This is a genomic window from uncultured Maricaulis sp. (assembly GCF_905480005.1).
GTDB lineage: Bacteria > Pseudomonadota > Alphaproteobacteria > Caulobacterales > Maricaulaceae > Maricaulis.
On record NZ_CAJQOO010000021.1, the window covers coordinates 1 to 11,373 of the forward strand.

At 62.5% G+C, this 11,373-nt stretch carries 10 protein-coding genes; 7 read left to right on the forward strand and 3 right to left on the reverse strand.

The features are described from left to right. Positions 1-316: 316 nt before the first annotated feature. Complete coding sequence (locus QZ266_RS03075) at positions 317-2,521, reverse strand: prolyl oligopeptidase family serine peptidase (RefSeq protein ID WP_295691558.1); 2,205 nt, start codon at positions 2,519-2,521, stop codon at positions 317-319. Between the two features lie 86 nt (positions 2,522-2,607). Here QZ266_RS03075 and dapF point away from each other — a divergent pair, with 86 nt between their 5' ends. Both dapF and QZ266_RS03085 read left to right on the forward strand, forming a co-directional pair. Next, positions 2,608-3,429 carry a diaminopimelate epimerase gene (dapF, locus tag QZ266_RS03080; RefSeq protein WP_295691559.1) on the forward strand — a complete coding sequence of 274 codons (822 nt, stop codon included), beginning with the start codon at positions 2,608-2,610 and terminating at the stop codon, positions 3,427-3,429. A 106-nt stretch (positions 3,430-3,535) separates the two neighbouring features. Further along, positions 3,536-4,855, forward strand: a complete 1,320-nt coding sequence (locus QZ266_RS03085; RefSeq protein WP_295691561.1) for a hypothetical protein — start codon at positions 3,536-3,538, stop codon at positions 4,853-4,855. Positions 4,856-4,910: 55 nt separating this feature from the next. Here QZ266_RS03085 and QZ266_RS03090 read toward each other — a convergent pair whose 3' ends face one another. After that, positions 4,911-5,288: a hypothetical protein gene (locus QZ266_RS03090; RefSeq protein WP_295691562.1), complete on the reverse strand. Its 378-nt coding sequence runs from the start codon at positions 5,286-5,288 to the stop codon at positions 4,911-4,913. Between the two features lie 154 nt (positions 5,289-5,442). Between QZ266_RS03090 and QZ266_RS03095 the strand changes: the two genes are divergently transcribed. Together QZ266_RS03095 and QZ266_RS03100 are read left to right on the forward strand one after the other, a co-directional pair. Next, positions 5,443-5,970: a hypothetical protein gene (locus tag QZ266_RS03095; RefSeq protein ID WP_295691563.1), complete on the forward strand. Its 528-nt coding sequence runs from the start codon at positions 5,443-5,445 to the stop codon at positions 5,968-5,970. A 217-nt stretch (positions 5,971-6,187) separates the two neighbouring features. After that, entirely contained in the window at positions 6,188-8,287 is a 2,100-nt protein-coding gene (locus QZ266_RS03100) for a TonB-dependent siderophore receptor (protein ID WP_295691565.1), read from the forward strand. Positions 8,288-8,362: 75 nt separating this feature from the next. On the opposite strand, the gene QZ266_RS03105 is transcribed toward QZ266_RS03100, so the two are convergent. Further along, positions 8,363-9,145, reverse strand: coding sequence for an SDR family NAD(P)-dependent oxidoreductase (locus tag QZ266_RS03105; RefSeq protein ID WP_295691568.1), 783 nt, complete (start codon positions 9,143-9,145; stop codon positions 8,363-8,365). Positions 9,146-9,304: 159 nt separating this feature from the next. On the opposite strand from QZ266_RS03105, the gene QZ266_RS03110 reads away from it, so the two are divergent. From QZ266_RS03110 to QZ266_RS03120, 3 genes are all read left to right on the forward strand, one after another. Beyond that, positions 9,305-10,168 (forward strand): isoaspartyl peptidase/L-asparaginase family protein, encoded by an 864-nt coding sequence (locus QZ266_RS03110; protein ID WP_295691569.1) that lies wholly within the window; start codon positions 9,305-9,307, stop codon positions 10,166-10,168. A gap of 2 nt (positions 10,169-10,170) precedes the next feature. Continuing rightward, on the forward strand, positions 10,171-10,704 hold the full coding sequence (locus QZ266_RS03115) for a TrmH family RNA methyltransferase (protein WP_295691571.1): 534 nt from the start codon (positions 10,171-10,173) through the stop codon (positions 10,702-10,704). A 98-nt stretch (positions 10,705-10,802) separates the two neighbouring features. Then, positions 10,803-11,321, forward strand: a complete 519-nt coding sequence (locus QZ266_RS03120; RefSeq protein ID WP_295691623.1) for an invasion associated locus B family protein — start codon at positions 10,803-10,805, stop codon at positions 11,319-11,321. Positions 11,322-11,373 lie beyond the last annotated feature (52 nt).

Consider the following 11,373-nt stretch of genomic DNA (forward strand, 5'->3'; position numbering starts at 1 on the left):
CCGCGCCTCGGGAGTGACATCCCGAAGTTCCGGCAGGGCGTGCGACCAGGTCGCGGGGCACTAAACGACCGACCCCATCTACCTGACGCATTGGAATCGGGGTGGAGACAGCCCGGGAAAACTCCGCGAACGGGATGTCGAGGACATCACGGACACCGCAGACCATCAACAGGACACCCCGGTGTCCGCCGACATCCCGTTCCCTCCCATCCTTCGGCGCGAAAGCGTGCGGAGACAAAAGGCGCATCCCGGACACGCGTATAAAAAAGGCCCCGGAGCCTGAACTCCGGGGCCTTTCTTCTCGATCATGTCATCCCTATTCCGCGTCGAGCGGATCAACATCATCCATCAGTTTCTGCATCAGGAAGGTGTAGAGCAGCGCGTCGCTGCGGGCCCGCTCTTCGAGATTGGCGGCGGCAGAGTGACCACCGGCCGTGTTCTCGTAGTAGAGATAGTCATGGCCCAAATCTTCCAGGAGATGTGCCATCTTGCGGGCATGGCCCGGATGGACACGGTCATCCTGGGTCGAGGTGTAGAGATAGATCTCCGGATACGCTCCATTGGCATCGACATTGTGATAGGGCGAGATCGAGCGCAGGAAACCGCCCTCGTCCGGATCTTCCGGATTGCCGTATTCACCCATCCAGGACGCGCCGGCCAGCAGGGTGTGAAAGCGCAGCATGTCGAGCAGCGGCACGGCCGAGACGACCGCATTCCACAGATCAGGGCGCTGGGTGTACATGACACCGGTCAGCAGGCCGCCATTGGACCCGCCATAAACGCCGAGATGACGCGGACTTGTGAGACCGCGTTCAGAGAGATCCTCGGCCACGGCGATCAAATCGTCATAGATGCGCTGGCGATCCATCTTCAGACCGGCCTGGTGCCAGGCAGGACCGAACTCGCCGCCACCGCGGATATTGGCGACCACATAGGCACCGCCATTTTCGAGCCAGAGCTGGCCACGCGAACCGGAATAGCTCGGGCGGATGGAGACCTGGAAACCGCCATAGGCGTAAAGCAGGGTCGGCGTCGTGCCATCCATCACCGTGTCTTCATGACGGACCACGAAATACGGAACCATCGTGCCGTCGGTCGACGCCACTTCCAGCTGCTCGACAACAAGGCCCTCGGCATCGAACCGGGCCGGGATCGACTTGATCTCCTGAACCGTCAACTCGGCCGCATCGACCATGTAATAACTGTCCGGCGTTAGGAAGCCTTCGGCATTCATGAAGGCGACATCATGGTGCGAATTGGTCGAACCGAGGCTGATCGTCATATTGGCCGGGACCGGCACGGTCTCGGACGTCCACTGGCCATCGGCATAGTGGAAGGCCTCGAGGCCGCCGACGACATTCTCGTCAATCGCGACCAGGAAGGCCGAAGCGGACGAGCCCATTCCGCCCAGAGACTGACGCGGACCGGGCACAAACACGGTCTTGACCGGCGGCAGTTCGCCGCTGGCGGCGAAATCGGCCATGGTGAAGGAGAGCAGCGCGCCCTGCGGGAAGGTTTCTCCACCTTCCATCGGGGTCCATTCTTCTTCGACCGTGAAGATCAGTTCGCCCTGATAAATGTCCTGGATGGAGGATTTGGACGGCAGAGGCAGCTGGACCGGCTCAGCATCGATCGGCAGATACCACCAGGTCGTATCGTAGAATGTGTCCGCTTCCGACGCCATCATGTAGACGGTGCCGTCATGGTCTTCGGCCCGGAAGGCAAAGAGGCCAACATCGTCCGCATCGCCGCGCACGGCTTCGGTCGCATCGGCGAGATCGGTACCGCGCTCCCAACGATAGGCGACCGAGGGATAGCCCGAACTCGTCGTGTCTTCCGGGTCGATGGCAAGGCCAACCATCACGGTGTTCTCGTCAATCCAGCTGACACCACCCTTGGCTTCCGGTGTCTCGAATCCGCCTTCGACAAAGGCCCGGTCGGAAATCGAGAATTCACGCCGGATCGCCGCATCGGACCCGCCATCGGACAGGGTCAGGATGCACCGATCATAATCGGGCGCCAGGCAGTTCGAGCCGCGCCAGACCCAATTGCGGTCCTCGGCTTCGGACAGGGCATCAAGATCGAGCACGACATCCCATTCCGGATCATCGGTGAGATAGCTTTCCAGCGTGGCGCGGCGCCACAGGCCATGGGTTTGCTCGGCGTCCTGCCAGAAATTCCAGATGAAGCCGCCGGAATAGGAACCGTAGGGAATCCGGTCGGTGGACTGGTAGATGGCCAGTGCCTGGTCGCGGAGCGTCTCGTAACGCTCATCGCCCTGAAGGCGATCAAAGGTGCGCTCATTCTGCCCCCCGACCCACTCAAGGGCGCGCTCGCCCTCGACGTCCTCAAGCCAGACCCGTGGGTCATTATTGGGATCGATCTGGACGATCTGGCGCTCGGCCGGCGCGTCCGTTGTAGTGGAGCCCACGTCTTCGCCCTCATCGCTGGCGGGCTGGCTGCAGGCCGCGAGGATGGCGGCGCTGGCGGTCACCGCCCAGATACTCCGATAAACTCTCATCAGTCTCTTCCCCTCTGATGTGTGTGACGCAATTAACACCGGAGCGGTAGTGGACGTAAAGGGATTGGGGCGGTATCGGAGCCGTTATGGAAGCCCGTTTGATGAATGGTGCCGGCAATCGGTTCATCCTTGCCGATGTGCGCGGCCAGGTCGCCCGCTTCAATCCTGCCCGCGAGGCGGTCAGAGCGATGGCGCATGACCATCATTTCGATCAGTTACTTGTGCTCGAGGACAGCGACAGCGCCGACGCCTTCATGCGCATCTGGAATGCCGATGGTGACGAGGTCGGCGCCTGCGGAAACGGGACCCGTGCGGCGGCCTGGGCGATGATGCAGGCCCATGGCAGTCGACAGGTCTCGATCGGCACCGCCGGCGGCCTCCTGCTGGCCAGGGATGCCGGACCGATGACCGTCAGTGTCGATATGGGCGTGCCGCGTCTCGACTGGCAGGACATTCCGCTGGCCCGCCCGATGGACACAGCCCGGCTTGACTATGCCTGCGAGGCAGACGGGGTCCGCATAGAGGCCCCCGGCGCCGTCTCCATGGGCAATCCGCACGCGGTCTTCTTCATCCGCGATGTCGAAGCCCTGCCGGTCGCAAGGCTCGGCAGCGAGGTCGAGATGGATCCGCTCTTCCCCGAACGCGTCAATGCCGGCTTTGCGCAGATTCATGATGCCACCCACATCCGCTTGCGGGTCTGGGAGCGCGGCGCCGGGATCACAGCAGCCTGTGGCACCGGGGCCTGCGCGGCGCTGGTCGCGGCCCACCGCCGCGGGCTGGCTGAACGCAAGGCCTCGATCATGGCCGATGGTGGCGAACTTTTCGTGGAGTGGCGAGAGGAAGACGACCACGTCATCCTCACCGGACCGGTCGAGGATGAAGGTCCCGTGACCCTCGATTTGCGTTAGATCTGGCAAATCCACGCACGCAGGTGTGCGTTTTGCAGTTGGCAAAACCTCATATTATCCCTGAACTGGTCGCAAAGGGGCCGCGTTTCGGGGGGACTTATTTCACATGACATTCAAGGCAATCGCGCTCGCCACCATTCTGACCGGGCTGGGCACCACATCCGCACTCGCCCAGGGATCCGGGATCCCGGAAGCCGAGGTCGAGGCGCCGACCCCGCAATCCATCGCGCTGGAATTGTTCGCCGAAGCCGGAAGTTCGCTGCGTGCCGGAGACACTGAAACCGCCCGCCGGCTGATGCTGGCGGCACTCGATATCAAGCCGGCCCACCCCGCAGTCCTGCGCGCGCTGGTGACCATCGCCACCCGGGCCGAACGCCCGGATGACGGCTTCGCAGCGCTCGACTCGATGGTCGAGGCAGGGCTGACATTCGCCCCCGCAGACGCGACCCTGACTTTGCTTGAAGCCGCCGATGCCGATCGTCTGGCCGGAATCCGGGCCGCCCTTGTTGCGAATGGCGAGCCTGTCGGCGAAGGCGAAGTGATTGCCCGCATCAATCGTCCTGACGCGCTGATCGAGGGTGTGGCCATGGATATCGAGACCGACCGCATTTTCGTCTCCTCGGTCGCGGACCGTGAAATTCTTCTCCTGGAACCCTTTGCCCGTGACGAGCCGATTGTTTTCGCCGACCGCGAGGACGGATTATGGTCGGTCTTCGGCCTCGTCGTGGACGATCGGACCCGCATGCTCTGGGCGGCTTCGGGCACTGTGCCCCAAACGCCGCTCGCCGACGGTGAGGCCGAGGGTACAGCCCTGTTTGCCTTCGACCTGATCACCGGTGATCTCTACCGCCGCTACACGATCGACGGCGCGATCCAGATGGCCGACTTCGTGGTGCGCGATGGCAGCGCCTATATTTCCGACAGCGGGGCGCCCCGCGTCTATCGGCTCGACAATGTTTCCGGCGAACTGGAAGTGCTGGCGGAAGACCCGCGCTTTGTCAGCCTGCAAGGCGTCGCGCTGGCCCGCGGGGCGCTCTATGTCGCCGATTATTCGATGGGTATCTGGCGTATTGACCTGACCGATGGCAGTGCCGGACTGGTGCGAGCCTCTGAAACCAGCCTGATTGGAATTGACGGGTTGCGGCAGACCCGTGACGGGCGGCTGATCGCCGTGCGCAATGGCGCCGAACCACACCAGGTCATGGCAATCGATCTTGATCCGACTGGCCGGGACGTCGCCAATGTCGACGTTCTGCTTCGTGGCCATGCGTCCATGGCCGGCAATACCGAGCCGACACTGGTCGACCTGGCTGACGGGCGGGCCTGGCTCGTGAGCAATGCCGCCTGGCCGCTCTTCCCGGCAGACGGCTCGGTTCCGGATGACGCGCGGCCGGCGACGGCAATCGTCGAGCTCGATCTACGCTAGGCATCCAGTTGAATGAGGCCGTGCCGCTATCAAGCCGGGCCGGCACCAGGCCCGGTCAACCAGTGTCGCGCAAGCTCAGTCCGACGCCACAGGCCTGACGGATCACCACATCTGCCGCCTGGGCCCGTTGGTACAGATTCGCCAGTTCGTCCGCGGTCAGGCGCTCGTGCGATGGTGTTTGCCCGGCCACGTCCGGATCGCTGGTAATACGCCCGATTTCAGGCATTGCGGCGCCGAGAACACCAAGCTGATCATGGCTGAAACGGGAATTGGCCTCGCGGGCGATGCAAGTGCAGACCGCAGCCTCCACGCCGGACCGCTCACAGGCCTGAAGGACCGGGGCCTCACTGACATGGTCGCGAGCGTGGGCAATGCCCGCCATGAAACACAGGCTCAGCACAGCCAGGACACTATGGCGGCTCGGCTTACTCACGACACGTCCCTCATTCCCCCGCATGGGCGATCAGACGTTTGACGCCAGACCACACACGCCTATGCTCCCTGATGAAGAGTCCGCCCGTTCAAACGGTGCAGGACGAGTCATATTAAATGAGGCGAGGGACCGCCAGCGTTACAAGGAGCCTGATATGAGGCGCGTTCTGATCACTTTGGCCAGCCTGGCTGTGCTGGGCGGCTGCGCAACCCCGACACCCTACCAGGCCGCGGATGAGGCCGGTCGCGGGTTCACCGAAACCCGCATTGAAAGCAATCGCTACCGGATTTCCTTTGAGGGCAATTCGCTGACCGATCGCGAGACGGTGGAAACCTATCTCCTCTACCGGGCCGCCGAGCTGACAGTTGAAAGTGGCTATGACTATTTCACCGTCGTCAATCGCGCGACGGATGAGGATACCCGTGTAATGGCGTCCGGTATTGGCCACTCGCCCTATAGCGGCTTTTCGGTCCAGCATGCCTATTTCCACCCCCGCTGGGGCTGGCGGGCATGGCGCGATCCGTTCTGGGATGATGTCAGCTATCGCGAAAGCACGCGCTATGAAGCGAGTGCCGAGATCTATTTCGGGCGCGGCACCAAGCCGGACGACCCAAGCGCCTTCGGCGCGCGCGATGTGATGTCCAACCTCGGCGACCAGATTGTCCGGCCGCCCAGCGACTGACACTTCTACGCCTTCTGAAGCTCAACTCTCACGGGGCCGGTGCGATGCATCGGCCCCGTTTCTTGTGGGCCGTGCTTCGTCCTGGAACCGATGCCGGATTGTCACGCGGCGGAACGAAGCGCTGCGAAGACACGCGAGATACCGCTCCTGTCCTTGACACTCATTCTCGATCGCAATAGCGAGACTTTGATTTTCATTCTCATGACCGGGTCAGCGCATGTACAGTAAAGTTTCGCTCCTGCTTACCACCGTTCTCACTGTGAGCCTCGGTGCAGGCCAAGCCATCGCCCAGGGCGAAGACGTCGATGTCATCGAGATCACTGGCCGCTATCTGTCACTCGATCAGCTGAACTCGGTCAAGACGCCGACCCCGATCATCGACGTGCCCCAGAGCCTGTCCATCATCACGGATGTTCAGATCACCGAGCAGGGCTTCGTCAATTTTGGCGATATCCTGCGCTACACGCCGGGCCTCTCCATCAGCCAGGGCGAGGGGCATCGTGACGCCATCAATATCCGCGGCAACCAGTCCACCGCCGACTTCTTCCTCAATGGCATTCGCGACGACGTCCAGTACTACCGCCCCCTCTACAATCTGGAACAGGTCGAAATCCTGCGCGGATCCAACGCCCTGCTCTTCGGTCGCGGCGGCGGTGGCGGCGTGGTCAACCGGGTGACGAAAACACCGGTCGTCGGCGAGGCTTTCCACGGCTTTGGCGCGGCAATCGACACCTTCGGCGCCGGCCAGCTGACGGCCGACATCAATCTGGATACCGGCGATCAGTCCGGAGTCCGCCTGAATGGCTTCATCGAGACCATGGCCAACCATCGCGACGCCTTTGACGGCACCCGCTATGGCCTCAATCCAACGGCCCGTATTGCGCTGGGCAATGAGACGACGCTGACCGCTTTTTATGAGTATCTCGACGATGATCGCGTCGTGGACCGCGGCGTCCCGTCCATCGCTGTAACAGGCGCCCCCGGTCGCCCGCTCGAAGGCTATGACAACACCTTCTTCGGCTCAGCTGACCGCAACCGGACGACACTCCAGGCCCACACTTTCCGGGTCCGCGTGGATCATGAATACACCGACCAGCTGCGCGGCAATATCACCGCCCAGTATGCCGATTACGACAAGGCCTATCAGAATATCTATGCGGCCGGATTCGACGCCACTGTGATTCCGAACCGGGTCACACTCGACGGCTATCGTGACACGACCGCGCGGACCAATCTCATCGTCCAGGGCAATCTCGTCGGGGAATTCCGGACCGGCTCGCTCGAGCATACCCTGCTCGTGGGCGGGGAATACGGCGATCAGGACACGACCAATGCCCGGGTCGACAACCTGTTTGCCGCCAGCAATGACGACCAGATCAGCATCGACTTCAGCGATCCGCTCGTCATCCCGGACTTCGACTTTGTGACACCGGTGCGCGACCGGAGCTCGAGCGTCCAGTTCACCTCACTCTATATTCAGGACCAGATTGACCTGACATCCTCGCTGAAGGTCATGATCGGCGCCCGTTTCGACCGTTTCGACGTGTCCGTGCTTGACCGGCAGGCGGTCTCAGCGACCGATAATGGTCGCCGCGGCCGTGTCGACGAGGAAGTCTCCCCGCGCTTCGGACTGATCTACAAGCCGGCCGACAACATCTCCTTCTATGCCAGCTATTCCGAGACCTTCCTGCCCAGTGCCGGTGATCAATTCCTGACGCTGAGCACAACGAGCGAGGACATCCAGCCGCAAACCTTCGAGAACCGCGAGATCGGCGCCAAGTGGGACATCAATGCCGATCTGAGCTTCACCGCCGCCCTTTTCCGACTTGAGCGCGGCCAGTTCACGACCATTGATCCGGACGACCCGTCGATCGTGACCACGGTCGCGGGCAGCACGACCGAGGGTTTCGAGCTTCAGCTGGTGGGTGAGCTGGCCGATGGATGGACCGTGAATGCCGGCTACAGCTATCTCGATGGCGTCGTCGAGGGCGGCGGTTTTGACGGCAATGCGACCCGTCAGACGCCCGAGCACATGGTATCGCTGTGGAACCGCTATCAGATCAATGGTGAACTCGCCATTGCGGTGGGGGCGACCTATCAGGACGCCTACTTCGTGCGTGAGGACAATGGCGTCGAGCTTCCGGGCTATACCCGCTTCGATGCCGCCGTGTTCTACGATCTGAGCCAGGAAACCCGCATCCAGCTCAATGTCGAAAACCTGTTCGACACGGATTACTTCCCGGATGCCCACTCCAACTCGAATATCTCGACCGGTGAGCCGCTCAATGCCCGCCTGTCGATCAGTCACGAATTCTGATCCGGTATCAGAGCGGCAAGAGAAAAGGCCGGAGCCCATGCTCCGGCCTTTCCTGTATTCACTTGGCGTCGCTGCCTATTTCGGCGGCATGCGGGCACCGGCATCGAGACGGACACATTCAGCATTGATGTAGTCGGAATGGACCATGAAGGCGACGAGGTCGGCATACTCTTCCGGCGTGCCGAAACGCTGCGGGAATTGCAGGTGCGAGGCGAGCGAGACTTTCACTTCCGGCGGCATCTGCTGGTAGATCGGCGTCTCGAAGAAACCCGGAAGGATCGTGTTGACGCGAATACCTTCGCGGGAAAGGTCGCGCGCCATGGGCAGGGTCATGCCGTAGATACCCCCCTTGGAGGCCGCATAGGCAACCTGGCCGATCTGACCGTCCTGGGCAGCGACCGAGGCTGTATTGACGATCACGCCACGGCCGGAATCGCCGACCGGATCCAGCGACATCATGCCGGCGGCCGACTTGGACGCGCACAGGAAAGACCCGATCAGATTGACGCCGATGACGGTCTGGAAGCCCTTGGCCGAATGCGCGGAGATCTCGCCCGAAGAGGAAGACCGGCGGGCCGTCTTCTCGGCCCAGCCAATGCCGGCACAATTGACAAAGACGCGTTCCTGACCGTGCGCCGCGCGGGCCTTGGCAAGGCCGGCATCAACGCTGGCCTCATCGGCCACATTGACCTGACAGAAGACGCCGCCGATTTCCTTGGCGACCGCTTCGCCCTTCTCGGCATTCATGTCGAAAATGGCCACTTTTGCGCCTTCGGCGGCGAGGCGGCGGGCTGTACCTTCGCCGAGACCGGAAGCGCCGCCTGTGACGATGGCGGCAATGGATGAGTCGAGTTTCATGAGACACTCCCCTTTATCGATGCCAGCGACATAGCGTGATGGCCGGAAAAAGAAAATCCGCCACGGCGGCTGGGCTGCGGTGGAAATCCGACTTGGGGCCATGATGCGAGCGGTGTTAGAGCAATTCCACGCTTTTGAAACCGACACGGGATTGACGCTATGAGCGGACGTTATGCCTTGGTGCTGCACGGCGGCGCCGGAACCTTGGCCGATCGCGATTATGCCAAAGAAACAGAGCACATGCGCGGACTCGCTGAAGCCGCCAAGGCGCGTCTCGCGATCGGTGCCAACGCCCTCGACATCGTCCAGGACATTGTCCGCGAACTCGAAGCCTCGGGGTATTATGTCGCCGGCAAGGGCGCATCCCCCAACAAGGCCGGTCGCTATGAGCTTGATGCGGCGATCATGGACGGGGCGACCCAGCGGGCCGGGTCGGTCGCCTCGCTGACCGGTTTCACCAGCCCGGTCTCGGCCGCGCGCGCAATCATGGAAACGACGCCGCATGTCATGCTGGCCGGCCGGGGCGCCGAACGCTTTTGCAGCGAGGCCGAGCTGCAACGCGTGGAGAGCGTCAATGATTACTACACCCCGGCCGCCGCGCCGGATGACCGCGCGATCGCGACCGGTACGGTTGGCTGTGTCGCGCTGGACATGGAAGGCCGGCTCGCCGCAGCGACCTCAACCGGTGGCACACTGAACAAGATGGAAGGCCGCGTCGGCGACAGCCCGATCATCGGTTCGGGCTGCTGGGCGGATGGCCATGTCGCCATCTCCTGCACCGGACAGGGCGAATTCTTCCTGCGCACGGCAACGGCCAAGGACGTCTCGGCCCGCATGCGCTACGGCCGGCAATCCCTCGCCGACGCGACGGCCGGTGCACTGGCGGATGTCGCCGCGCTTGAGGGTGAGGGCGGCATTATCGCCGTTGATCGGGACGGCAATCTCGCCGCGCCATTCAATTCGCCAGGCATGAAGCAGGCGATGGTCCATCCCGATGGCCGCATCACCGCCGGCGTGAGCTGACCATGTCGACGAAGCGGGGATATTTCGGGGTCGGCGCGGAAGGCATTTCCAAGCCAATGAATCTGGGCGCCATCCTGCGCACAGCCCACGCTTTCGGCGCCAGCTTCGCCTTCACCGTGGACGCCAATCACCAGGTGCGCGACGTCTATCGGGCCGATACCGCCAAATCCGCCGATCATGTCCCCTATTATGAGTGGGACGGGATCGGGGGCATGGCCCTGCCGTCCAATTGCCAGCTGGTCGGGATTGAACTGACCGACGAGGCCGTCGACCTGCCCAGCTTCCGCCACCCCCTTTGCGCCGCCTATGTCTTCGGCCGGGAACGCGGGTCCCTGTCGGAAGACATGCAAGCCAAGTGCAGCCATATCGTCAAGATCCCGACCAAATTCTGCGTCAATGTCTCGGTCGCCTGCGCCATCACGCTCTATGATCGCCAGATCAATTTCGGCGGATTCCCGGAGCGACCACTGATGCCGGGTGGCCCGAAGCTGGAAAGCCTGGCCGATGCGACGAAAAAATTCGGAATCCACCGCTGAAACGGTCATCCGGCGGGCCATCTTAGGCCGGGATTAACTCTGCCATCATACCGCCATAGGCATGCCCTAGACGGCAACCAGCCAGCATCTCCATGAGGATGATCACCGTGCTATTACGATCTGCCTGCCTCGCCCTCGGCCTCGCCGCGCTCACGTCTGCCGCTTCCCTCGCCCAGGATGACCCGCAATTTCGCGGCGAGTACAGCGATTGGCGCGTTTTCACACGCAATACCGAAGCCGGCTATTCCTGCTATGCGCTCAGCCGTCCGACCGACAGTTCGCCGCGTGCGCATGAGCATGGCAATGTCTATTTCCTGGTCGCCAGCTGGCAATCTGGTGCGGTCGAGGACCAGCCGTCCCTGTTGGTCGGCTATGACCTGCGGCCGACCAGCCCACCCCAGGTTCGTGTCGGCTCCGACAGGTTCGACATGTTCGCCGACGGGCAGGAAGGCTTCCTCGACGATCTCGACGAAGAGGACGAGTTGGTCCGTGCCATGCGCCGTGGATCAGCTATGCGGGTCTCCGCGACAACTCTGGACGGCGCGTCGACCTCCTACGAGTTCTCGCTGTCAGGCGTTACCGCCGCCCTGCAGCGCGTTTCGGCCCTGTGTAGCTGATCGGGAACCACCGATCGCGATTCGGATTTGCCGCGCTTTCGTGATAGAGCGC

Coding starts and splice junctions, on each gene's coding strand:
- QZ266_RS03075 (WP_295691558.1), bottom strand. CDS start 2,521: ATGAGAGTTTATCGGAGTATCTGGGCGGTGACCGCCAGCGCCGCCATC.
- dapF (WP_295691559.1), top strand. CDS start 2,608: ATGGAAGCCCGTTTGATGAATGGTGCCGGCAATCGGTTCATCCTTGCC.
- QZ266_RS03085 (WP_295691561.1), top strand. CDS start 3,536: ATGACATTCAAGGCAATCGCGCTCGCCACCATTCTGACCGGGCTGGGC.
- QZ266_RS03095 (WP_295691563.1), top strand. CDS start 5,443: ATGAGGCGCGTTCTGATCACTTTGGCCAGCCTGGCTGTGCTGGGCGGC.
- QZ266_RS03100 (WP_295691565.1), top strand. CDS start 6,188: ATGTACAGTAAAGTTTCGCTCCTGCTTACCACCGTTCTCACTGTGAGC.
- QZ266_RS03105 (WP_295691568.1), bottom strand. CDS start 9,145: ATGAAACTCGACTCATCCATTGCCGCCATCGTCACAGGCGGCGCTTCC.
- QZ266_RS03110 (WP_295691569.1), top strand. CDS start 9,305: ATGAGCGGACGTTATGCCTTGGTGCTGCACGGCGGCGCCGGAACCTTG.
- QZ266_RS03115 (WP_295691571.1), top strand. CDS start 10,171: ATGTCGACGAAGCGGGGATATTTCGGGGTCGGCGCGGAAGGCATTTCC.
- QZ266_RS03120 (WP_295691623.1), top strand. CDS start 10,803: ATGATCACCGTGCTATTACGATCTGCCTGCCTCGCCCTCGGCCTCGCC.